At 54.7% G+C, this 22,450-nt stretch carries 16 protein-coding genes, 7 tRNA genes and 3 pseudogenes; 10 read left to right on the forward strand and 16 right to left on the reverse strand.

The window, feature by feature from the left end:
• Positions 1-91: 91 nt before the first annotated feature.
• The gene (gene queF / locus K7R23_RS12310; protein WP_012906982.1) at positions 92-940 is read right to left on the reverse strand and encodes an NADPH-dependent 7-cyano-7-deazaguanine reductase QueF; all 849 of its coding nucleotides are present in this window, start codon (positions 938-940) and stop codon (positions 92-94) included.
• Between the two features lie 68 nt (positions 941-1,008).
• On the opposite strand from queF, the gene syd reads away from it, so the two are divergent.
• The gene (gene syd, locus K7R23_RS12315; protein WP_012906981.1) at positions 1,009-1,554 is read left to right on the forward strand and encodes a SecY-interacting protein; all 546 of its coding nucleotides are present in this window, start codon (positions 1,009-1,011) and stop codon (positions 1,552-1,554) included.
• Between the two features lie 655 nt (positions 1,555-2,209).
• Here the strand turns inward: syd and K7R23_RS12320 are convergent.
• The 7 genes and pseudogenes from K7R23_RS12320 to K7R23_RS12350 form a co-directional block, all read right to left on the reverse strand.
• On the reverse strand, positions 2,210-3,781 hold the full coding sequence (locus tag K7R23_RS12320; protein ID WP_012904571.1) for an IS66-like element ISCro1 family transposase: 1,572 nt from the start codon (positions 3,779-3,781) through the stop codon (positions 2,210-2,212).
• 19 nt (positions 3,782-3,800) lie between these two features.
• Positions 3,801-4,148: an IS66 family insertion sequence element accessory protein TnpB gene (gene tnpB / locus K7R23_RS12325; protein ID WP_012904570.1), complete on the reverse strand. Its 348-nt coding sequence runs from the start codon at positions 4,146-4,148 to the stop codon at positions 3,801-3,803.
• The gene (gene tnpA / locus K7R23_RS12330) at positions 4,148-4,825 is read right to left on the reverse strand and encodes an IS66-like element accessory protein TnpA (protein WP_012904569.1); all 678 of its coding nucleotides are present in this window, start codon (positions 4,823-4,825) and stop codon (positions 4,148-4,150) included. The genes tnpB (K7R23_RS12325) and tnpA (K7R23_RS12330) overlap by 1 nt, the downstream gene beginning before the upstream one ends.
• Before the next feature lie 52 nt (positions 4,826-4,877).
• A pseudogene (locus K7R23_RS12335) lies at positions 4,878-5,060 on the reverse strand (hypothetical protein); the annotation flags it as partial.
• Positions 5,061-5,261: 201 nt separating this feature from the next.
• The gene (locus tag K7R23_RS12340) at positions 5,262-5,762 is read right to left on the reverse strand and encodes a hypothetical protein (RefSeq protein ID WP_012906980.1); all 501 of its coding nucleotides are present in this window, start codon (positions 5,760-5,762) and stop codon (positions 5,262-5,264) included.
• A 2-nt stretch (positions 5,763-5,764) separates the two neighbouring features.
• Entirely contained in the window at positions 5,765-6,724 is a 960-nt protein-coding gene (locus K7R23_RS12345; RefSeq protein ID WP_024132825.1) for a hypothetical protein, read from the reverse strand.
• 4 nt (positions 6,725-6,728) lie between these two features.
• Positions 6,729-6,989: a PAAR-like domain-containing protein gene (locus tag K7R23_RS12350; protein ID WP_081442373.1), complete on the reverse strand. Its 261-nt coding sequence runs from the start codon at positions 6,987-6,989 to the stop codon at positions 6,729-6,731.
• On the opposite strand from K7R23_RS12350, the gene tnpA (K7R23_RS12355) reads away from it, so the two are divergent.
• Genes tnpA (K7R23_RS12355) through K7R23_RS12365 form a run of 3 tightly spaced genes read left to right on the forward strand, consistent with a single transcriptional unit; the run spans position 6,966 to position 9,581 of the window.
• A complete protein-coding gene (gene tnpA, locus K7R23_RS12355) occupies positions 6,966-7,643 on the forward strand; it encodes an IS66-like element accessory protein TnpA (protein ID WP_012904569.1) in 678 nt (225 codons plus the stop codon). The two genes, K7R23_RS12350 and tnpA (K7R23_RS12355), sit on opposite strands and share 24 nt — an antisense overlap.
• Entirely contained in the window at positions 7,643-7,990 is a 348-nt protein-coding gene (tnpB, locus tag K7R23_RS12360; protein WP_012904570.1) for an IS66 family insertion sequence element accessory protein TnpB, read from the forward strand. Before tnpA (K7R23_RS12355) ends, tnpB (K7R23_RS12360) begins: the two co-directional genes overlap by 1 nt.
• Positions 7,991-8,009: 19 nt before the next feature.
• Entirely contained in the window at positions 8,010-9,581 is a 1,572-nt protein-coding gene (locus K7R23_RS12365) for an IS66-like element ISCro1 family transposase (protein WP_012904571.1), read from the forward strand.
• A gap of 3 nt (positions 9,582-9,584) precedes the next feature.
• Here K7R23_RS12365 and K7R23_RS25960 read toward each other — a convergent pair.
• The 6 genes and pseudogenes from K7R23_RS25960 to K7R23_RS12390 form a co-directional block, all read right to left on the reverse strand.
• Positions 9,585-9,770: pseudogene (locus K7R23_RS25960) on the reverse strand (RHS repeat-associated core domain-containing protein); the annotation flags it as partial.
• 274 nt (positions 9,771-10,044) lie between these two features.
• A pseudogene (locus K7R23_RS12370) lies at positions 10,045-14,147 on the reverse strand (RHS element core protein).
• Positions 14,148-14,195: 48 nt separating this feature from the next.
• The gene (locus tag K7R23_RS12375; protein ID WP_012906977.1) at positions 14,196-16,274 is read right to left on the reverse strand and encodes a type VI secretion system Vgr family protein; all 2,079 of its coding nucleotides are present in this window, start codon (positions 16,272-16,274) and stop codon (positions 14,196-14,198) included.
• Positions 16,275-16,619: 345 nt separating this feature from the next.
• A tRNA-Lys gene (locus K7R23_RS12380) sits at positions 16,620-16,695 on the reverse strand.
• Between the two features lie 4 nt (positions 16,696-16,699).
• Positions 16,700-16,775 (reverse strand) — tRNA-Val (locus tag K7R23_RS12385).
• Between the two features lie 45 nt (positions 16,776-16,820).
• Positions 16,821-16,896 (reverse strand) — tRNA-Val (locus K7R23_RS12390).
• A 257-nt stretch (positions 16,897-17,153) separates the two neighbouring features.
• Between K7R23_RS12390 and gltX the strand changes: the two genes are divergently transcribed.
• Positions 17,154-18,569, forward strand: coding sequence for a glutamate--tRNA ligase (gene gltX, locus K7R23_RS12395; protein WP_012906976.1), 1,416 nt, complete (start codon positions 17,154-17,156; stop codon positions 18,567-18,569).
• Positions 18,570-18,626: 57 nt separating this feature from the next.
• On the opposite strand, the gene K7R23_RS12400 is transcribed toward gltX, so the two are convergent.
• Both K7R23_RS12400 and K7R23_RS12405 read right to left on the reverse strand, forming a co-directional pair.
• Positions 18,627-19,025: a MerR family transcriptional regulator gene (locus K7R23_RS12400; RefSeq protein WP_012906975.1), complete on the reverse strand. Its 399-nt coding sequence runs from the start codon at positions 19,023-19,025 to the stop codon at positions 18,627-18,629.
• 5 nt (positions 19,026-19,030) lie between these two features.
• A complete protein-coding gene (locus tag K7R23_RS12405) occupies positions 19,031-19,396 on the reverse strand; it encodes a YfeC-like transcriptional regulator (protein ID WP_024132824.1) in 366 nt (121 codons plus the stop codon).
• Between the two features lie 221 nt (positions 19,397-19,617).
• Between K7R23_RS12405 and K7R23_RS12410 the strand changes: the two genes are divergently transcribed.
• The 5 genes from K7R23_RS12410 (at position 19,618) to K7R23_RS12430 (ending at position 22,449) form a co-directional block, all read left to right on the forward strand.
• Positions 19,618-19,693: transfer RNA gene (locus K7R23_RS12410), tRNA-Ala, on the forward strand.
• Positions 19,694-19,731: 38 nt separating this feature from the next.
• Positions 19,732-19,807: transfer RNA gene (locus K7R23_RS12415), tRNA-Ala, on the forward strand.
• Positions 19,808-19,845: 38 nt separating this feature from the next.
• Positions 19,846-19,921: transfer RNA gene (locus K7R23_RS12420), tRNA-Ala, on the forward strand.
• A gap of 38 nt (positions 19,922-19,959) precedes the next feature.
• Positions 19,960-20,035: transfer RNA gene (locus tag K7R23_RS12425), tRNA-Ala, on the forward strand.
• Between the two features lie 206 nt (positions 20,036-20,241).
• Entirely contained in the window at positions 20,242-22,449 is a 2,208-nt protein-coding gene (locus K7R23_RS12430; protein ID WP_012906973.1) for a bifunctional diguanylate cyclase/phosphodiesterase, read from the forward strand.
• Position 22,450 lies beyond the last annotated feature (1 nt).

Raw genomic sequence — 22,450 nt, forward strand, 5'->3', positions numbered from 1 at the left:
AAACCGTCATTCCTGCTGATTACAATAGCCCCGGCTTATGGCCTTTCACAACCCGGGATGCGCAACCGGACACGCAAAATAGCGAAATAATTTACTGACGAACCAGTCTGCCGATGGCGGGAACGAATTCGGTGTTGCTACGCCACGGGTTAATATCCAGCCCGCCGCGACGGGTGTAACGCGCATACACGCTCAGTTTTTCCGGCTGGCAGAAGCGGAGCAGGTCATTAAAAATGCGCTCCACGCACTGCTCATGGAACTCGTTATGGTGACGGAAGGAGACCAGATAGCGGAGTAGCTTCTCGCGATCGATTTTGCGTCCGCGATACTGGATTTGTATCGATCCCCAGTCCGGCTGATGGGTGATCAGACAGTTGGATTTCAGCAGATGGCTGACCAGCGTCTCTTCCACCGCTTTTTCTCCGCTGACCGCATCGTGCAGATAATCGGTCGTGAACTGATAGTTATCGATGCTGATATCCTGATCGTCGATGCAGGTGCCGTGGAAATGGGCGATTGGCTGGCCTTCCAGCTCGTCAAGGCGGAACAGCGATACCTTCACCTGACCCTGCGCGCAGGCGCTGAGATCGCGCTCCAGCGTCTGGCGTACCGTTTCCCGGTCGGCAAACCGCGTCTGGTTAAAGCTGTTGAGATAGAGCTTGAAGCTTTTGGATTCAATCAGGTTGACGCTGGCGTAATCCAGCTCCACATGTCCCACCGCCACCTGCGGCAGCCCGTTGGCATTCAGCCACGACAGCTCGTACAGCGTCCAGATATCGGCGCCGTGAAATGGCAGCGTGTCGGCGTGAAGACCGAGCGGATCGCGATTGAGGCTGCGGGGGACGCTCTGCAACAGGCTGGCGTCGTAATTATCCCGGTAATCGGTTGATTTTCCGAGCGTCAGGCCCTCAAGCGCCTGATGGTTTTCGTAAGAAGACATGTTTCACCGTCATAAACCAGATACACTAACGGCTAAGTGTATCCTGGCTTTTATGATGAGAGAAACCGGTGGACGAACAGACTGCATTGGCCCTGAAGGCTTTTACGACCCGTTATTGCGACGCCTGGCATGAAAAACACCACAGCTGGCCGTTGAGTGAAGCGCTGTATGGCGTACCTTCGCCGTGCATTATTTCCACCACAAGCGATGCCGTTTACTGGCAGCCGCAGCCCTTCGTCGGGGAGCAGAGCGTAAACGCGGTTGAACGCGCCTTTGATATTGTGGTACAACCTGCGATTCATTCGTTTTATACCACGCAGTTCGCCGGGGATATGCCCGCGCAGTTTGCCGGAGAGACGCTCTGTCTGCTGCAAACCTGGAGTGAGGATGATTTCCGTAGGGTTCAGGAGAATCTGATTGGACATCTGGTGACGCAGAAGCGCCTGAAGCTGTCGCCGACCCTGTTTATCGCCACGCTCGAAAATGAACTTGACGTTATTTCGGTGTGTAATTTGTCTGGTGAAGTGGTCAAAGAGAGGCTGGGAACGCGTAATCGTACCGTTCTGGCCCCCTCCCTTGCGGAATTCCTCACTGAACTTAAGCCTCTTCTGTAATCCGCAAATCCCGCCATTCTGTGAGAGATCTCTTACAAGCCCTGTAAGAGATCGCCGGGAGATCAGTAAAGACTTAGTGCGTTAATAATTATCATTATTCTAATAAATCATGCAGTTAATCATTTCATCCTGACTTTCATATGAAATTTTTCTTAAGGAATTGTCTGTAAGCACCTTGTAAGACAACGTAAAAAAGGCGATTCTGTCTACGTCGACGGGGAGTCGCACAAAAGAAACGAACATCAGGATGATGGCGTTTCTACAGGACGCACCGGGAAGGTGTTACAAGGAAAGGCTTCAGGATGAAGCACAAGGACCACGCAGGAACGCGTTAAAGGACACCTCCAGGAAGGAGAACGAGAGCCGGTCAGGATGGTCGGTGGGTCAGGAAGGCCAGGACGCTTCAGGATGAAGTATTCACATCGGGATGATGTGAGCAGGATGCAAACGTTCAGGATGAGCAACGGGTCGCAAGGCCGCTGGAAAAGTTGTCAAGGATGAGCAGGGAGCACCAAAAGTAGCCGGAATGCTGCGAAACGAACCGGGAGCACTGTTTTTACAGTGCTCCCTTTTTTTATTGCTTTTGCGGCCAGCTGCCTATTACTCCCCGAATCGCCGTACTTGCGTAAGCGGCTCGCCAGAACCGTATTGATATTTACTGAGAGCTCAGATCAACTTTCCAGGGCAACAGATCGCGTACCCGATTTGCCGGCCAGTCCTGGATATGCTCAATGACGTAACGCAGCCATTTTTCTGGCTCCACATTGTTCAGACGGCATGTGCCGATCAGCGAGTACAACACCGCCGCATGTTCGCCACCGCTGTCAGAACCCGCGAACAGCCAGTTTTTCCGGCCTACGGCCACTCCCCTTAAGGCGTTCTCTGCGATGTTGTTGTCGATTTCCACCCAGCCATTACTGCAGTACACGTTCAGGCTATCCCACTGTTTCAGCAGGTATGCGAACGCTTTTGCCGTATCCGAGTGACGCGACAGTGTTTTCATCTGAGTCTGTATCCAGTCATACAGTGACTGCATCAGTGACGCAGCTCTGGCTTTTCTTGCCGCCAGACGCTGTTCTGCTGAACATCCCCGGACTTCTGCTTCGATGGCATACAGTTCACCGATACGCTGCAGGGCTTCCGTGGTGATATCGGTTGGCGCTCTTGCATGCACATCGTGGATTTTTCTCCGGGCATGGGCCATACACGCGGCTTCCGTTATTCTGCCGGATTCGTATAACGCCCGGTAGCCACCGTAAGCATCGGCCTGAAGCACTCCGCTGTAACCGGACAGGTGATTCTGTGGATGTATGCCTTTCCGGTCCGGGCTGTACGCGAACCAGACCGCCGGGGGCATCTGTGAACCGGCGTTACGGTCATCACGGACGTAGACCCACAGCCGGGCTGTCCGGGTTTTACCGCTGCCCGGCTCCTGGACCGGGACGGGGATATCATCAGCATGGACTTTACCGGGCATCAGCACATACTGGCGCAGGACGTCATACAGCGGCTCCAGCAGTTCAGCAACAGCACCTGTCCAGCGCCCCAGTGTGGCACGGCTCAGCTCCACTCCCTGACGACGGTATATTTCTGACTGGCGGTATAACGGCAGATGGTCTGCATATTTCCCGGTGACAACATGGGCCAGAAGCCCCGCTCCGGCATAACTGCGTGCAATGGGTTTTGAAGGTACTGGTGCCTGCACGATATGGTCGCACCGGCAACAGGCCAGTTTCGGACGTTGTGTTTCGATAACCTTAAAGGCGCTGCTGATAAGCTCCAGTTGCTCTGACACATCACATCCCAGAGAACTGAGTTCACCACCACAGGCAGGACAGCATTCCTCTTCCGGCCGGATAACCCGGGTTTCACGGGGAAGTGAGGCCGGTAACGGTTTACGGGCTGAAGACTGGCGCAGGGCGGATGGCAGTGCCGGGTCATATTGCTCACCCAGCGTTTCAGCCATTTCTTCCTGAAGTGCGCTGATTCTCTCCTGTGCATCCTGTATCTGCCGTTCGGTTTTTGCGCGAAGTTTTTCTGAGCTTTTACCGAACTGCATACGTTGCAGTTTCGCAACCAGCGCCTTCAGCCGGTTGATTTCGGAAGCATAAGCCGCCACCCGCTGTGAGAGCAGGCGGTTGTATTCGGCCATCTGGCGGATGGTGTCCTGTTGCGTCTGCAACAGTGCCCGCAGGCGGGCGTTCTCATGAGCAAGTGAGGTGTCCATATCCTCACTTTACAACGGGTTATATGCGGATTCCAGCGCGTTCCGTTCGTTTCGGGTGCTTCCAGTTGATACCTTCAAGAAGCATGGATAACTGAGCCGGAGTAAGGTGCACCTTGCCGTCACGGGTGACTGGCCAGATGAAGCGGCCCCGCTCCAGGCGTTTGGTGAAGAGGCACAGTCCGTCACTGTCAGCCCACAACACTTTTATCTGGTCACCCCGGCGTCCGCGGAAGATGAACAGGTGTCCGGAGAACGGGTCATCCTTCAGGACGTTCTGAACTTTTGATGCCAGGCCGTTAAAGCCATTTCGCATATCGGTGATACCTGCAACCAGCCAGATACGCGAACCTGCAGGGAGAGATATCATCAGTGGCTGCTCCCTTTTATTTCGCGGATAAGTGTCTGTAATAACGCCGGCGTCAGTTTACCTTTAAGCCTGAGAGTTCCGGCCGGCAGAACCAGCTCACAACACAGACTGTCGGACGGTGTATTTATCTGCTCTGGTTCCTGTGCGGGGGCCGGGATTTTATTATCCGGCTCCGGCGTTAACGTCACGGGAAGCAGTGCCGGCATATTTTTTCCGGAAGGCAGCAGGCCACCTTTCCGGTATTGATGGCGCCAGTTGAAGAGCAGGTTATCGTTGATTCCGTTTTCCCGGGCGATCTGCGCCACACAGGCTCCGGGCTGCAGTGACTGCTCCACTAAGGCGATTTTAAACTCATAAGGGAAGTTGGGCCGCCGGGGACGTTTTTTTACCACGGGGGTTTCGGATATAACGGTGCTTTCAGGACGTACGACTGGTACCGTGGAAAATTGTCCGTAAAGGCAGGCATCAAGTTCCTGCTCCGACATGCCTGCGGGCAAAGGCCACGAAAGGCCAGCTCTCCGAAAGCGCACGAACATACTACAAACTGTTGATTTTGGTACACCCAGGCGACGTCCGGCCACAACCCGAGGTAAATGTTCTTCGAAGTGAAGGCGTAAAGCTTCAGTAATCCAGGTCCGGTATTCCATACGATAGTGTCCACTAAAAATGATGGACATTATTTTTGTGGAGCCGGAGGAAACAGACCAGACGGTTTAAATGAGACGCTTACCGGCCGTGCTCATCGCAGAAGATTTCCTCGCCGGCGGGGCCGGTGACAACGGCGCTCTGCGGGCCGTCCACGGCGGGTTTAGGGAGCGGGGTGGGGCGCCATGTCCGGTCGGCGGGGATGACCTCCAGCTGGCTGGTGAGCGTGGTGCCTTCCCCCGGCTGCCGTGCTGCCCCGGCAGGTCGCCCGGCGCGCGATTGCCCTGGTGGTAAGTGCACCTCGTGATGATGGGCTGGTCCGAGTCTCTATTAATGATATCGACTTGGCGGGATGGACCTCATAAAAGGAAAATGCCTAGTCAGTGAAACCGCTTTCAGCGAGCAGGGAGGAAATGGTCAGATCAGATGGTAATACACATCATTATATGCTTGCTACTTAATTTGGGTTTAAAAGTCTTTATTGTATTCTCTTTTCATCATATCGGTAAATAGCTCCATTTGAGGTAATAAATCGTCATAATCATGATGATTGTATAAGGCTATTGCTTTATCATCTTCATCTTCATCTTCATCTTCATCTTCATCATAAAAGCCGGACAGAGAAATACCTAGCTTCATAAAAAAAATACTACCAACAAAAAAATATGGCTTATCATCTATTGTCATCATTTTTTTTATAATTTTATCTGGTTTACTATGAAATACATTAACTCCAGAAAACATTACATGATTCATTTTTTTTCCAAATCCAAAATGACAGAGTTCCTTATCTAAAGCTGTATACGTTATGTTTAAATGAGCACGCTCCTCCACTAATTCATTATTTTCATTTACCCATACCTCCTCTGGGTCCCCCAACTCCATAGCAACCTGCTCAGGGGACATTCCGAATTTGACATTATTGATGCCAACTTGCGGATACAGTTCAAAAATAGTATTTGTATTCATATTTATCTCAGCAAGTTATGTTTCTCTAGACAATGATAATATTTCAGCATTTCTTGCAATGCAATATTATACCGTCTTAAATCCCCTTGAAGTTTTGCTACCCGCCTGACATCTTTGATTTCCAGTGCCATGGCCTCCCTCCATTTTCCTTGGGTTAATAACATCTTTATGCGAACAATATAGTTAGCAAATCCTCTCACTTTTCCATTACTAGATGTCTTACCATGGTCAGTTGGTTTCATTTGAATCGCAGGTCCTTGATTTGGAGTTAATGGACTTGCTGCTTTGGCAGGCATATGATGAGAATCTAGTCCATCCCTTTTGGGTTCCTTAGTTTCCTCATGAGCCCCCCCGCGATATTTTCCTTTTCCTGCACCTTTCCTGAGATGATCACAAGGCCCCGGCTCACTCTTTCTCTTACCTCTGGCTTTACCACCACTTCCTGTTACTGTTTTCTTATTCCCTGTCCCTGCGTTTTTTACCGAATTTCCCGCTGCCTTCTGTTCAGCATGCAGTATCTGCAGCCCCTGTCCATAGGGCATCCCTCCCGCTCCCGCCAGTACCGGCGTTTGTGTTCCAAATCCCGTTCCGCGTAACCGCCCTTTCCCCGCAGGGCCGGTTTTCGCACGCTTTACAGAACCCCGTCCCGCTCCTGCTATATTTATCATGACCGACGCTAACTGTACATCGGCACTGTCATATATGCTGTCAAACCCGGCCAGCGCCTCATCGCCATATCCTTCGGCTGTCGCCCGGAATGACTCATACTGACCATGATGCAGGGCGCTTACCGCCAGCCACCGCCCACGAAATCTGCTGTTTAGGGGGATGTCTGTCAGGGAATCAAGAAAACCTTTCTCCTCTTCTGTTTCTGCTGATACAACCGGATTCGCTTCTTCCGCCGTTTTTTCCGGTACGGGAGGTTGTCCCACAATTTTGCCTGTCGTGTTCCCTGTTCCCATTACACTACGTCCCGTTCATCCAGAAATCGTCACCATGACGCAAAATCTGTTTTTTTCCTGCCCGTACCGTTTTACTGTGCTCCTGCGGGTAACATTTCCCGCCCACGGTCCCGCTTTTCACACCTTTGGCCTGACCCGCTGCGTCACCTTTTGTTGTCGGAACAAAACTCTGGTTCAGTACGACCAGCGTAAGCGTCTCATTTAAACCGTCTGGTCTGTTTCCTCCGGCTCCACAAAAATAATGTCCATCATTTTTAGTGGACACTATCGTATGGAATACCGGACCTGGATTACTGAAGCTTTACGCCTTCACTTCGAAGAACATTTACCTCGGGTTGTGGCCGGACGTCGCCTGGGTGTACCAAAATCAACAGTTTGTAGTATGTTCGTGCGCTTTCGGAGAGCTGGCCTTTCGTGGCCTTTGCCCGCAGGCATGTCGGAGCAGGAACTTGATGCCTGCCTTTACGGACAATTTTCCACGGTACCAGTCGTACGTCCTGAAAGCACCGTTATATCCGAAACCCCCGTGGTAAAAAAACGTCCCCGGCGGCCCAACTTCCCTTATGAGTTTAAAATCGCCTTAGTGGAGCAGTCACTGCAGCCCGGAGCCTGTGTGGCGCAGATCGCCCGGGAAAACGGAATCAACGATAACCTGCTCTTCAACTGGCGCCATCAATACCGGAAAGGTGGCCTGCTGCCTTCCGGAAAAAATATGCCGGCACTGCTTCCCGTGACGTTAACGCCGGAGCCGGATAATAAAATCCCGGCCCCCGCACAGGAACCAGAGCAGATAAATACACCGTCCGACAGTCTGTGTTGTGAGCTGGTTCTGCCGGCCGGAACTCTCAGGCTTAAAGGTAAACTGACGCCGGCGTTATTACAGACACTTATCCGCGAAATAAAAGGGAGCAGCCACTGATGATATCTCTCCCTGCAGGTTCGCGTATCTGGCTGGTTGCAGGTATCACCGATATGCGAAATGGCTTTAACGGCCTGGCATCAAAAGTTCAGAACGTCCTGAAGGATGACCCGTTCTCCGGACACCTGTTCATCTTCCGCGGACGCCGGGGTGACCAGATAAAAGTGTTGTGGGCTGACAGTGACGGACTGTGCCTCTTCACCAAACGCCTGGAGCGGGGCCGCTTCATCTGGCCAGTCACCCGTGACGGCAAGGTGCACCTTACTCCGGCTCAGTTATCCATGCTTCTTGAAGGTATCAACTGGAAGCACCCGAAACGAACGGAACGCGCTGGAATCCGCATATAACCCGTTGTAAAGTGAGGATATGGACACCTCACTTGCTCATGAGAACGCCCGCCTGCGGGCACTGTTGCAGACGCAACAGGACACCATCCGCCAGATGGCCGAATACAACCGCCTGCTCTCACAGCGGGTGGCGGCTTATGCTTCCGAAATCAACCGGCTGAAGGCGCTGGTTGCGAAACTGCAACGTATGCAGTTCGGTAAAAGCTCAGAAAAACTTCGCGCAAAAACCGAACGGCAGATACAGGATGCACAGGAGAGAATCAGCGCACTTCAGGAAGAAATGGCTGAAACGCTGGGTGAGCAATATGACCCGGCACTGCCATCCGCCCTGCGCCAGTCTTCAGCCCGTAAACCGTTACCGGCCTCACTTCCCCGTGAAACCCGGGTTATCCGGCCGGAAGAGGAATGCTGTCCTGCCTGTGGTGGTGAACTCAGTTCTCTGGGATGTGATGTGTCAGAGCAACTGGAGCTTATCAGCAGCGCCTTTAAGGTTATCGAAACACAACGTCCGAAACTGGCCTGTTGCCGGTGCGACCATATCGTGCAGGCACCAGTACCTTCAAAACCCATTGCACGCAGTTATGCCGGAGCGGGGCTTCTGGCCCATGTTGTCACCGGGAAATATGCAGACCATCTGCCGTTATACCGCCAGTCAGAAATATACCGTCGTCAGGGAGTGGAGCTGAGCCGTGCCACACTGGGGCGCTGGACAGGTGCTGTTGCTGAACTGCTGGAGCCGCTGTATGACGTCCTGCGCCAGTATGTGCTGATGCCCGGTAAAGTCCATGCTGATGATATCCCCGTCCCGGTCCAGGAGCCGGGCAGCGGTAAAACCCGGACAGCCCGGCTGTGGGTCTACGTCCGTGATGACCGTAACGCCGGTTCACAGATGCCCCCGGCGGTCTGGTTCGCGTACAGCCCGGACCGGAAAGGCATACATCCACAGAATCACCTGTCCGGTTACAGCGGAGTGCTTCAGGCCGATGCTTACGGTGGCTACCGGGCGTTATACGAATCCGGCAGAATAACGGAAGCCGCGTGTATGGCCCATGCCCGGAGAAAAATCCACGATGTGCATGCAAGAGCGCCAACCGATATCACCACGGAAGCCCTGCAGCGTATCGGTGAACTGTATGCCATCGAAGCAGAAGTCCGGGGATGTTCAGCAGAACAGCGTCTGGCGGCAAGAAAAGCCAGAGCTGCGTCACTGATGCAGTCACTGTATGACTGGATACAGACTCAGATGAAAACACTGTCGCGTCACTCGGATACGGCAAAAGCGTTCGCATACCTGCTGAAACAGTGGGATAGCCTGAACGTGTACTGCAGTAATGGCTGGGTGGAAATCGACAACAACATCGCAGAGAACGCCTTAAGGGGAGTGGCCGTAGGCCGGAAAAACTGGCTGTTCGCGGGTTCTGACAGCGGTGGCGAACATGCGGCGGTGTTGTACTCGCTGATCGGCACATGCCGTCTGAACAATGTGGAGCCAGAAAAATGGCTGCGTTACGTCATTGAGCATATCCAGGACTGGCCGGCAAATCGGGTACGCGATCTGTTGCCCTGGAAAGTTGATCTGAGCTCTCAGTAAATATCAATACGGTTCTGGCGAGCCGCTTACGTCCATGACAGGATTTAACGGATAAGTATATAGACTCCAGCCCCCTCTTAGTCCAATCGGATCCTGCGTAATATTCCGTCCCTGCTGCGGGTCGTAATACCGGTGACGGTTATAGTACAGCCCCGTCTCCGCATCGTATTGCTCCCGCGATTGACGAATTTATTCCATTGCAATAAGGATTTTCAATACAACTAAATCATATATCCAAAGCAGCGGCAAATTACGTTATATATAGAATATACTCCACTAAATAAAATATAACGCTGCCATCCTCCACCAGAATAAAGTAATAAACATGCTAATATCGATACTATGCTACACACTGTTACAATAACAAACAACCTATAATACACAGCCTCATTTATAGCGGTTGTATTAATTGCTATTAATGCAACAATTGAGGAGATAAATCCAACGATAAAAATTAAAATTTTCATTTGGACGTTCCACTATTTGTAGTGCTACTTCCTCTTGAGGATAAGGCACCTAATCCCATTGTAGTGATAGCACCATCTCTTTTAGGAGGACTGGTTAATTGACCAGGAGCTTCCTTAAATTGACGTTGGCTCCAGCTTCGGCAAATATCATCATAGCCATAATAACCACTATCACCAATTTTTCCTTCCATTATTTCTTTAAAGGCTTCATCCTGTTCATATGTTGTTGTCTTGTAAGCAACGATCACTCCTCCTTGATTTACATCTTTATAGACTTCACCGGTAATGAAGCCACTCAATCCATAACTGTATGAATCATAACTCCCATTAGGATCACCTACATTTACACTTTGATGAAGATCCGGTTCACCGGGTGCAGCGCCTTCCAACCATATATCTAATCCTCTTGGATCAATATATTTCATTGGGTTATTAAATGCATAGCTATATAAATTCCATCCCCCTCTAAGTCCAATCGGATCCTGCGTAATATACCGTCCCTGCTGCGGGTCATAATACCGGTGACGGTTATAGTACAGCCCTGTCTCCTCATCGTACTGCTGCCCCGGCAGGCGGATGAGCTGCTCCAGCCCCTCCGGGTTATCCTCCCGCAGCACGTTGCCCCATTCATCATATTCCGCCTGCCAGGCCGTCCCTCCGTCCCGGCGTATCAGCGCCAGCGGCAGGCCCCGGTGGTCACAGTGGTAGAGGTGGATTTTACGCCGCGGCACGTATTCCGGCTCCGTCTGGTTCTTCATCTACTCCGGCGTCAGCCCGCACTGCGCCAGCCACTGCCGGTTCGGCTCGCTGACTTCTCCGCGCCGCAGCTCCCCCTCCAGCACGTCCAGCATCATTACCAGCTCCGGCACGAACGTCATGTTCGCCTCCTGCTGAAGCTTCTGCGCCAGCGTGCGGTGTGCGGCGGCCTTCTCCAGCTCCGCCAGTTCCGTTTCGGCCCTGAGCAGCGGCGTGAAGCTGCCCGGCATGTATACCGTCTGCACACGGCGGTCCGCCGTCTGCGTGGTCACCAGCCTGTCGCCGTCATAACCGTACCACGTCACCTCCGGCGTGTGGCTGAGGGACGGGCGGTCTTTCCCGCCCGGGCTTCGCCATACCCGTTTGCCTGTGCGGCGGCCCACAGGGTCATACAGGTAGCGGCTTTCCAGCCGCGTCTGTCCCTGCTGCATGCGGACATAACGCACCAGCCGGTGCCGGGTATCGTAATGATAATGGTGGCTGAGGCTGCCGCCGTCGCGGATGCGCCGCTCGTCCTTCTCCGTCAGCCTGCCGTGTTCATCGTGATGGTAAAACCAGTGGCTGTCCTCAGTGATACGGTTATCCGGCCATGTTGCGGGCAGCGCCGGGTATTGTTGCCGGTCCGCAATGCGGTTGCCCGCCGGGTCGGTCAGCCAGTCTGCTGTCGTTTCTGTGGCGGTCAGGAATACCTGATTCAGCCGTCCCGCGTCGTCGTACCGGTACTGCCGCTGCTGCAGGGGACCGCGGATACTCACCAGCTCTCCGCCGTCGCTCCAGGCGTATTCCCGGTTCAGTTCCGTTATATTCAGCGTGTGGCGCTGCAGCTGCCCGCCTGCGCTGTACGTGCTGGCCAGTTCGTATGCCCCGGAGCTGCGCAGTGTCTCCCGGTGCAGGCGGTCGCGGGTGAAGTCGGTGAGCGGCGTGTCGCCGAGCTTCATCCCCGCCAGATAACCGCTGCCGTAGGTCAGCCATTCCACCGGCGGCAGGTGGTCAGGGGTGGTTCTGGTCGCCAGTCCGTTCCGGTAATCGTGCTGCGTGACGTGCTCCCACAGCAGTTCATTTGTCTGCGGGGCGTGGACGGTCTGTCGCTCGCTGCGCATCCGGCCTTTATCATCATACTCATAGTGAACCGCGACGCGGTGGCCGTCGCCGGGGTGGCTGATTTCCGTCAGCCAGCCGCGCTCATCGTACAGCCGGCGTTCAGCCTCCTCACCGTTCACCGTGCTGTGCGTCAGGCGACCGGAGGCATCGTAATGCCAGAGGGTGATGAGGGAGCCCTCTTCGCTGCGGACAGGCTGTCCGCCGGGGTCATATCCGTAACGCTGTGTCCGGCCGTCAAAGCCGCACTCTTCCGTCAGCCGGTCCATGACGTCGTAGTCAACGTGGTGACAGCGCCGTTTTCATTCGTCAGCGCGGTGACGCGCCCGGCAGCATCGTATGTTATCTGCCGCGTCAGGCCGCCTGCGCTCAGGCTGACCGGCTGTCCCGCCGCGTCATAACGCGTTTCATGGCGGCGGCCGTCCGGATGAATGATGGCGGTCAGGTCGCCCGCGATGCTGTATTCGTAACGCGTCTCCCGGCCCTGTATATCCTTCCGGCTGATGAGTCTGCCCCGGTTATCGTAATCCTGGTAAACGCTCAGCCCTTCCTCATGGTGAACCGCTGTGGTCTGCCCGAAGCGGTCATACTCATAACGGGTTTCATATCCCGAACAGTCGGTGACGGTCAGCACCTGGCCGTAACGGTTGCGGGTCATCGTCCTGCGGCTGCCGGTGGCGTCTTCCACAGCGCAGGGCAGCTCACTGTCCGGATTATCATAAAACCAGCGGGTGGTGTCGCCCTGACGGGAGGTCCCTGCCGTCAGCCGTCCCCGGTCGTCATATTCCCGCCGGCTGCGCAGGCCGTCCGCCCCGGTGGAGGAGATGAGCTGGTGCCGGTCGTTATAGCTGAACCGCACGGACCGGCCGTCAGGCGTGACAATTTCCGTCACCAGGCCGGAGCCGGCATTCATCCGGTATTCTGTCCTGCGCCCTGTGGCGTCAGTCTGCGCCAGCAGGCGGCCCGCGTTATCATGGTCACTGAGGACACAGCCGCCGTCCGCCAGTGCCTTCTTCACCACCCGCTTCAGCCCGCCTTCGCCTTCCGTGTGCAGCACTTCGCGGCGGTTCAGGCTGTCGGTAATCATGACGCTGTTCCTTTCATACCGGTAGCGGTAGCTCAGGCCCGCCGGGTTACGCTGCTCCACCACCCGGCCGGCGGTGTCGTAAAGATAGGTGACCGGCGGGCGTCCGGCGTACCGGTGCGCGCACATCCGTCCCGGATGCTGCGGGTCGTATTCAAACTGACGCACCCGGACGCCGCCCCGGTCATACACCGCCGCCAGCTCCCCGCGCGGGGTGTATTCATAACGCGCCAGCGGCGCGGCGGGCAGGTTGTCCGGGTATTGCGGGTCATGCGTCAGCCACACCGCCTCCAGGCGGATACCGCTGTCCGCGCCGTAGCCGGAAACCGGCACCGTCTGCGGAAATTCAGGGGCTTTTATTCCGGATGTAATGGCCTGCTGACGCGCCGCCTGCGCCCGCTGCGCCTGCGTGGTCAGTACCAGCCTGAAACGGCGGCCTGCGCCGTCGGTCACGGCGGTGATGCAGCCGGTGAATTCACCGGCGGCCTCCCGGTGAAAACTGAGCGTGCGCCCGGCGCGGTCCGCCAGCCCGGTCAGCACCCGGTACGGCGGCAGCGGGGCGGGCAGGACCTCATCCGCCTCCGGCACCCGCTCAGGCCAGCCCAGAATCCACCATGGCCCCTGCGCGCTGTTCGTGGCCAGGTAAACGTGCGGGCCTGAGCGAATCTTCTCCGGCAGGGTCTGCCACAGGCGGTGCAGCGGGTTGCTTTCATGCAGCGTCAGCACGCCGCCGCGGGCCAGCCACAGGGATTCACTGCGGCTGAAGGCGGTCTCACCGGGGAACAGTGGCTCAAAGCGAATGCTGCGCCCGCCGTTATCGTTAAGGATAAGTTCGTCATCAGAAAGCTGCAGGCGGATATCAGCAGGGGCTTTCCAGCCGGGACCGAAGACACTCACAGGCGCAGGCGTTTTCGTCTGATAACTGCTGTAGGTGCGGGAAAGGACAAACGGCAGCGGGCCGGGCAGGGCGAGGTCCGTTTCGCCGGGCAGCACTTTGGCGCCTGTCAGGGGGTTAACCGGCGAGCCGGAGGTGATGCCGCCGGGACAGACCGAACAGGCGACGCCGGTGGGGGCACCGATAAACACGCCCGCTGACCCCTGAACTATCGGCCCGCCGTACTGTGTCATGTCGCCCTGACGGGCCGCCGGTTTTCCGCTCATGATCAGTTCCTTCTGTTTATTGTCTTGTGTGTTCCGGTAAAGGCTTTACTACTCCGGCGCATCCGGAGGATTTTTTGTCGCGCCGCAGTTCCAGTTAATCATCAGCGAATCGCCGCTGATGGTCTGCACTCCCTGCAAATTAATCGCCGTGCCGTTCAGAAAGATGCTGCCGTCCTGCGTCAGCACCAGCCGCGCCTGCCCGCAGCGCAGTTCCAGATGCTCGCCGGCGGAGTAAACGGCGACCCTGCCTGCGCTTTCCTGCCGGTTTTTCCCCACCGTAAATGTGACATTTTCCCCGACGCTGACGTCATATCCTTTACCGACCAGCAGCGATTTCTGTATTCCCACCTGCGAAGCCTGCATCAGCGCCACTGAGGTGTTCATCATGCCGCCCACCGTGGTCTGATACGCCACTCCGACCGTCAGGGCACGGGCCACGCCCACCGTTTCCGCCTGGTTCAGCCCGACGGTGACGGACTGATTCTGGCCGATATTCTCCTGCTGGTTCTGCACCACCGTCTGCATCTGGTTCTGTTTCACTGTGATAACCTGGTTTCCGCCGATGGTTTCCGTGTGGTTGACCTTCACGTCGGTACTGCGGTTGTTCAGCACTTCGGTATCCATGTTCTTCTGCGCATGGATATACACCTGTTCCTGTCCGGTCGCATCCTCAAACCGCAGTTCATTAAAGCCGCTGCCCTGATACGTTTTTGAACGGATGGTCATCTGCGTTCTGGTTCCGGGTAAATCTCCCGGCGAACGGTTATCTTCATGATAGGTTCGCCCCATGATAAGCGGCTGGTCCGGGTCGCCGTTGAGGAAGTCCACAATCACTTCCTGACCGACGCGGGGAACCGCCAGATTACCAAATCCCGCGCCTGCCCACGCCTGTGACACCCGTATCCAGCAGGAACTGTCTTCGTTTTCGCCGTGATAGCGGTCCCAGATAAATTTCACCCGTACCCGGCCATGTTCATCGCAAAAGATCTCTTCGCCCGGCGGTCCGGTCACCACGGCAGGCTGCGGACCATCGACTTTCGGCTTCAGCAGCGGCTGGGGTCGCCATGTTCTGTCCCCAGGAATAACGCTGAACTGATTATCCAGCGTGGTGCCCGGACCGCGGCTGCCTTTCAGCGCCTGCGGCTGTTTTCCCGTCAATGTACTGCTGATGATCTGCCAGGCCCGGTTCAGTGGAGGGACCGGATGTCCGGTAAGCGTGACCTGCGCGCCCGGCCACAGCGCCGGGGAGTGGCTTTCGCCGCTGGCGGTTTCGGCGTTGCTGCGCCAGCCTTCCGCCTGATAGCGGGCGAAATCCTGACCGTGCTGCTCATCCTTAAAGCGGCCCGGGTAATCAAAAATCTCATACTGCCTGTACTGACCGTTCAGGTTATCGCCTTCACGGTCGAAACATCCCGGCCAGGAGGGGGCCTTAAAGGTATAGTCCCGGGTACTGACCGACGAGGGGCGTATCTGCGCCAGATAGCTGAAGGCGCTGATACAGCGGGTGAAGGCTTCGGTGGTATGGTTGGGATTAAACGGCATGTCGCCTGCGGTGGTTAATCCGGCGGCATTGTCGCACAGCACCAGCGTCTGTTTATCGCCTTCGTGCGCCTGGCGCTCAAAAAAGAAAATGCCTTCCTCTGACCACAGTCGTGTCAGAAATGCCAGGTCGGTTTCGCCGTACTGAACGCAGAATTCACGGGGCGGATGATGCTCATAAAAGCAGGGCGTCCAGTCGGTGACGCCGTTTTCGTCCAGTAATGTGGCAGTAATGGACTGAATATCCTGCTGCTGGAAGATGCGGAAGTTCTGTCGCAGCCCGGCGCGCCATAACGGCGGACGGATGATCAACTGATGGCGGATCTGCCATCCGTTGTAATCACGGATGCCGAAATGGGTGACAATCCCCCTCATACGGCGCTGCATTGTGGCGCCGGTCAGGATAGTCAGCACGGCCTCTTTCTCCAGCAGGGCTTCCGGCGTCAGCCGGAAGCCCTCACCGGCAACATCCACGTCAAGCGTAAAGGGAACGGAATAATCCTGAACCAGCCGGAAGCTGACCACCGCAAAGGTTTCCGGGGGCTGTCCTTCCACTTCCAGCGTGAAACGCAGTCCTTTCTCTGCCATAACCGCCTCCCTGGCTACCGGGTAAAAACCGGGAAAAGTTAAATAAACTGAAACAGTAGATGATAATTTGTACGGTTATTTTTTGATGTGGATCATCTTTGCCTGATAAATGACAGCATTAAATCTTGTTTTTCAAGGGATTAATAGTGAGGCACTATGTGCGCTCTGCGGTAAATTTAATTTAATGATATTTGTTCCGTCTTATTTATCGTGACGAGCTGCCAGGATGCAAAAGGGGGTAACAAGGAGGGTCTTGTCTGATAGCGCTTCGCTTGTAGGCCGGATAAGGCGTAGCCGCCATCCGGCATGGAATAGCGCAGACAGCAAAAAGGCGCCTTTCTACATTGGTGGGTCGTGCAGGATTCGAACCTGCGACCAATTGATTAAAAGTCAACTGCTCTACCAACTGAGCTAACGACCCGAAGTGGTGGGTGATGACGGGATCGAACCGCCGACCCCCTCCTTGTAAGGGAGGTGCTCTCCCAGCTGAGCTAATCACCCACTTCTCAATTTCTTCTCTACACGGCGGAGACTACATAAAGTAGTTGGTGGGTGATGACGGGATCGAACCGCCGACCCCCTCCTTGTAAGGGAGGTGCTCTCCCAGCTGAGCTAATCACCCCCGCTGTGTGGAGTCGCATTATAGGGAGAGTTGAAAATGAGTCAACGCATTTTCTAAAGAAATTGTTCGTTCGTCGTAAATTTAAGCAAAACGTTTGCAAATCACGCCGTGGCGCATGATTTCTATACGAAAATAGCAAAGCCAGAGGTTCTGGCGGTAACATCATTGAGGAATCAGGTGGGAGTGATAGAATACCGAACGTTAATTTTTCCCGGATTTGCCGGCTGTCGGCATCTTTATCAACGTAAGGCCATTTCATGAAAATCAAAACTCGCTTCGCGCCAAGCCCGACAGGCTATCTGCACGTCGGTGGTGCGCGTACTGCTCTCTATTCCTGGCTTTTCGCACGTCACCACGGCGGTGAGTTTGTGCTGCGTATTGAAGACACCGATCTTGAACGTTCCACGCCGGAAGCTATTGAAGCCATTATGGATGGCATGAACTGGCTGAGCCTGGAATGGGACGAAGGTCCTTATTTCCAGACCAAACGTTTTGATCGTTACAACGCCGTTATTGATGAGATGCTGGAAGCGGGCACGGCCTATAAATGCTACTGCTCTAAAGAACGTCTGGACGCGCTGCGTGAAGAGCAGATGGCGAAAGGTGAAAAACCGCGCTATGACGGCCGCTGCCGTCACGGTCATGAGCATCATGCGGACGATGAGCCGTGCGTGGTGCGTTTTGCGAACCCGCAGGAGGGTTCTGTTATTTTTGACGACCAGATCCGCGGACCGATCGAGTTCAGCAATCTGGAGCTGGACGATCTGATTATCCGCCGTACCGACGGTTCCCCGACCTATAACTTCTGCGTGGTAGTGGACGACTGGGATATGGAAATCACCCACGTTATTCGCGGTGAAGACCATATCAACAACACGCCGCGCCAGATCAACATCCTGAAAGCGCTGAATGCGCCGGTGCCGGTCTATGCGCACGTCTCAATGATCAACGGCGACGACGGTAAAAAACTGTCTAAACGTCATGGCGCGGTGAGCGTAATGCAGTATCGTGACGACGGTTACCTGCCGGAAGCGCTGCTCAACTACCTGGTGCGTCTGGGCTGGTCCAGCGGCGATCAGGAGATCTTCACCCGTGAAGAGATGATCAAACTGTTCTCCCTTGGCGCAGTCAGCAAATCCGCCAGCGCGTTCAATACGGAAAAACTGCAGTGGCTGAACCACCACTATATTAATTCGCTGGCGCCGGAATATGTGGCAACGCATCTTCAGTGGCATATTGAGCAGGAAAATATCGACACCCGTAACGGCCCGCAGCTGGCGGAGCTGGTGAAACTGCTGGGCGAGCGCTGCAAAACGCTGAAAGAGATGGCGCAGAGCTGCCGCTATTTCTATGAGGATTTTGCGGAGTTCGACGCCGATGCTGCGAAAAAACATCTGCGTCCGGTCGCCCGTCAGCCGCTGGAAGTGGTGCGTGACAAACTGTCGGCAATCAGCGACTGGAGCGCGGAAAACGTGCACCATGCGATTCAGGCGACCGCCGATGAGCTGGAAGTCGGGATGGGTAAAGTAGGAATGCCGCTGCGCGTTGCCGTCACTGGCGCCGGTCAGTCGCCGGGCCTGGACGTTACGGTGCATGCGATTGGTAAAGCCCGCAGCATTGAGCGCATCAACAAAGCGCTGGCGTTTATTGCCGGGCGTGAAGCACAGCAATAAATTTTTACCAGGCAGGCCGGGGAGGGTGTCCCGGCCTGTATCCTGACAGCGCCGCGTTTAACGCGTCTGCGATTCTTCAATGCCCAGACGGGCAAGAAAGCTGCGAATACCCTCACGCGAAAGAAACATCGCCAGCTTTTCCTGTTCCGTAGCGGACATATTTTCCACAGCATCAACGATCTGACGATAAGCATGACTGCGCGCGCCGGGTTTGTATTCGGCCAGCGGCTCCTGCGCCTGATAAAACGCATAGTGATTGCGAAACGCCGGAATGTTCAGAATGAATTCCTGAACGCGCGAATCGATATGCACCAGCCTTGCCCGACCACCTTTCACGCCTGGAAACTTTTCTGTTTCCCATTTCTGCTCGCGGACCCAACGATTTACGGTTTGTCTGGCGACCCCGAGGCATTGCGCCAGCTCTTCGGTAGTCATTTTGCTGCGTAATCTTTTCATATTAATTATTTGCTGTCGCGAATATCTAAGCGCTGTAACAAACCGGTAATACCTTCCCGCAGAAGTAAAGAGGTGATTTTTTTCTGTTCCGCAGGCGTCATCTCTTTCGCGAGTTTGATTAACAGAGCTTCAAGCGACGCATCGCCCGTAGTGGACAAAAAATCGTCAGAAACCCCATCCGCAGAGCGTTCTGCACTGCGGATATATTCACGAACCTGCTCAGTTACATGCACCAGACGCGCTTTTCCCCCCTGAACGCCCGGCTTAGGCGATGTCACCCAGCCTTCCTTGCGCACCCATTTATTGATGGTTTGACGGCTGTAACCGGTCAGACTGGCGAGTTCTTCTGGCGTCATCCGTTCCTTGAACATGGCAATTCCCTGATTAGCTGTATGGTTTATTAGTGGTTCATTTTATAGCACCATTTTAGTAGAAACCGTGACGCGTTTAACTACTGAATGCGAGTTGCCACGCAAGGTTCTTCATTTGTCTGCTTTTTCAGCGATTAGAATCGGCGGCGTCAATTTGCCGTTGACACATGCGAAGGGAATTCATATGATGCCGCCCGTCAACTCGACAAGCTTTACGTGACGGGGCTATAGCTCAGCTGGGAGAGCGCTTGCATGGCATGCAAGAGGTCAGCGGTTCGATCCCGCTTAGCTCCACCAAAAGTGAACCCAACATTTTTGGTACGTAAAGAGATTGTGGGGCTATAGCTCAGCTGGGAGAGCGCTTGCATGGCATGCAAGAGGTCAGCGGTTCGATCCCGCTTAGCTCCACCAAAAGTGAACCCAACATTTTTGGTACGTAAAGAGATTGTGGGGCTATAGCTCAGCTGGGAGAGCGCTTGCATGGCATGCAAGAGGTCAGCGGTTCGATCCCGCTTAGCTCCACCAAAAGTGAACCCAACATTTTTGGTACGTAAAGAGATTGTGGGGCTATAGCTCAGCTGGGAGAGCGCTTGCATGGCATGCAAGAGGTCAGCGGTTCGATCCCGCTTAGCTCCACCACCTTCTGAACCCTCGCTGCGAAGCGGGGGTTTTTTTATCTCTGCAGGCCAGGCTTTTTTGTTATACAGTTTCTGTTAGGCCAGTGGCTGATTGCGTAATGTTATCCATTTATCTGGCAGTATCTGGCAGGCACAGGTTTGCTTCGCGATGCGAATAAACTTATCATTTATGTGATTAATCATGCGTTCCGTGAGAGCAGTCATACCATGCCAGTAAAGCATAACCTGATAAATAATATAAGAATATTCGCGCTGGCAATAACGCTCTCGATTATCGCTATCCAGTTTTCACGCTTTATCTCTCCGCTTGCCGCCGTTGACTCCAGTTATATATACCTTTCCTGGCTGCCGCTGTGCGTGATGTTTGCGGTGCTGCTTATCTTCGGCAGGCGCGGCGTGGCGCCGATTGTGTTGGGGATGTTTATCACCAACCTCTGGAATCTCGATCTATCGTTTACGCAGAGTGTCGTACTGCTGTTCTGCCAGATATTCTGCGTATTAGGCGTTTGCGCGCTGGCGCGCTGGCGAATTGGTTCACGCTGGCGCTACGGATTACCGAACCGCAATATCTGGCGCAGGGTAATCTGGCTCGGTTTTATCGCGCCGTTGGGTATGAAAATCAGTATGTACCTGGCCGGCCATTATTTTGACTTTCCGGTTGCGGTTTCGACCTTTTTTGGCGCTGCGGCGGCGATTTTTACCATTGTCGATATCCTGAGCCTGATTTCAGCGGCGCTGATCTTTACCATGCTGTTTTATTACCCGATGCGAATGATCGTGAATCCTCGCTATGCGCGCACCTTCTGGCGCAGGGATATCGCGCCGTCGCTGGAGAAAAAACAGCGGTTATTCACGCTATGCTGGCTGTTCGGGCTGGCCGCGTTGCTGTTCGTCATGTGCGCCCCCTATGATAATGCGTATATCGCGGGCTATCTGGTGCCGGTGTTCTTCATTCTTTTTACTACCGGCGTCGGTAAATTCAGCTACCCGTTTTTAAACTTAAGCTGGGCGATCTCGACGCTGTGCCTGCTGACCTATAACCGAAATTTTTTGCAGGGCGTCGGGTCGGAATATTCGCTGGCATTTATTCTTTCAGCCCTGATATCGTTCAGTATCTGTTTGCTCTATATGACGCGGATTTATCAGCGCAGCAACTGGCTGAACCAGCGCTGGCATCAACAGGCGCTGACCGATCCCTTGACCCGCCTGCCCAATTTGCGCGCGCTGGAACATTTTCTGCAAAAAGAGTCAGGGCAGAGCGTGTGCAGCCTGCGGCTGGATAATCTGGAGTTTCTCAGTCGTCACTACGGTATGTTAATGCGCGTTCACTGTAAGCGCACGGTGTACCGTATGCTTCAGCCGCTGCTGCTGGAAGGGGAAAAGATTTTTCAGCTTCCGGGCAGCGAACTACTGCTGGTTCTGCGCGGGCCGGAAACGGAGGCTCGCCTGCAGCATATGCTCGACCTGCTGAATAGTCGTAAAATCTACTGGAACAATACCGGGCTGGATATGGGCTATGGCGCCTCCTGGGGCGGCTGGGACGGTAAACAGGAGACGTTGCAGCCGCTGCTTGGGCAACTGAGCTGGCTGGCTGAGCAATCCTGTACGCATCATCGCGTTATGGCGCTGACCAACAGTCTGGAGGCGGCGACCGGACAGACGACCGAGCGTGTGCTGTTACTTAATAAAATCCGCAAAGCGCTCGACGGCGGCGATCTGCTGCTTTACGCGCAGCCTATCCGCGACAGCCAGGGCAAAGGCTACGACGAAATCCTTGCACGCCTGAAGTGCGATGATGGCATCATGACGCCGGATCGCTTCATCCCGCTGATTGCGCAGTTTAACCTCAGCGCCCGCTTTGATTTGCAGGTGGTGGAGGCGCTGCTGACTTGGCTTGCCGCCCATCCCTCTGCCGAACCCGGCCCGCGTTTCTCGGTGAATTTAATGCCGCTGACCCTGCTGCAAAAAGAGACGGCCCCGCGGATCATTCGTCTGTTTAACCGCTACGGCATCGCGCCGGAAACGGTGATCATTGAAATCACCGAAGAGCAGGCGTTTTCCAACTCTGAGGCCAGCGTGCAGAATATTGAGCAACTGCATAAGTTCGGCTTCAGAATTGCGATTGATGATTTTGGTACGGGCTACGCTAATTACGAACGGCTGAAGCGTCTGCAGGCGGACATTATCAAAATTGACGGCGTGTTTGTGAAGGACATACTCAACGACTCGCTGGATGCGATGATTGTGAAGTCGATAACTGAGCTGGCGAAAACCAAATCATTAAGCGTGGTGGCCGAATACGTGGAAACGCCGGAGCAGCGGGATCTGCTGTTAAGCATGGGGGTGAACTATTTGCAGGGCTACCTGATTGGACGGCCACAGCCGTTAGAGACATCGGGAACGAAGGCCGGATAAG

The sequence above is a fragment of the Citrobacter rodentium NBRC 105723 = DSM 16636 genome, from assembly GCF_021278985.1.
Lineage (GTDB): Bacteria > Pseudomonadota > Gammaproteobacteria > Enterobacterales > Enterobacteriaceae > Citrobacter_A > Citrobacter_A rodentium.

Excerpts from the sequence above, each read along its gene's own strand:
- tnpA (WP_012904569.1), top strand. The coding sequence starts at position 6,966 with ATGTCCATCATTTTTAGTGGACACTATCGTATGGAATACCGGACCTGG.
- K7R23_RS12400 (WP_012906975.1), bottom strand. The coding sequence starts at position 19,025 with ATGAAAAGATTACGCAGCAAAATGACTACCGAAGAGCTGGCGCAATGC.
- gltX (WP_012906976.1), top strand. The coding sequence starts at position 17,154 with ATGAAAATCAAAACTCGCTTCGCGCCAAGCCCGACAGGCTATCTGCAC.
- K7R23_RS12405 (WP_024132824.1), bottom strand. The coding sequence starts at position 19,396 with ATGTTCAAGGAACGGATGACGCCAGAAGAACTCGCCAGTCTGACCGGT.
- K7R23_RS12320 (WP_012904571.1), bottom strand. The coding sequence starts at position 3,781 with ATGGACACCTCACTTGCTCATGAGAACGCCCGCCTGCGGGCACTGTTG.
- tnpA (WP_012904569.1), bottom strand. The coding sequence starts at position 4,825 with ATGTCCATCATTTTTAGTGGACACTATCGTATGGAATACCGGACCTGG.
- tnpB (WP_012904570.1), bottom strand. The coding sequence starts at position 4,148 with ATGATATCTCTCCCTGCAGGTTCGCGTATCTGGCTGGTTGCAGGTATC.
- K7R23_RS12430 (WP_012906973.1), top strand. The coding sequence starts at position 20,242 with ATGCCAGTAAAGCATAACCTGATAAATAATATAAGAATATTCGCGCTG.
- tnpB (WP_012904570.1), top strand. The coding sequence starts at position 7,643 with ATGATATCTCTCCCTGCAGGTTCGCGTATCTGGCTGGTTGCAGGTATC.
- K7R23_RS12365 (WP_012904571.1), top strand. The coding sequence starts at position 8,010 with ATGGACACCTCACTTGCTCATGAGAACGCCCGCCTGCGGGCACTGTTG.
- K7R23_RS12375 (WP_012906977.1), bottom strand. The coding sequence starts at position 16,274 with ATGGCAGAGAAAGGACTGCGTTTCACGCTGGAAGTGGAAGGACAGCCC.
- K7R23_RS12345 (WP_024132825.1), bottom strand. The coding sequence starts at position 6,724 with ATGGGAACAGGGAACACGACAGGCAAAATTGTGGGACAACCTCCCGTA.
- queF (WP_012906982.1), bottom strand. The coding sequence starts at position 940 with ATGTCTTCTTACGAAAACCATCAGGCGCTTGAGGGCCTGACGCTCGGA.
- K7R23_RS12340 (WP_012906980.1), bottom strand. The coding sequence starts at position 5,762 with ATGAATACAAATACTATTTTTGAACTGTATCCGCAAGTTGGCATCAAT.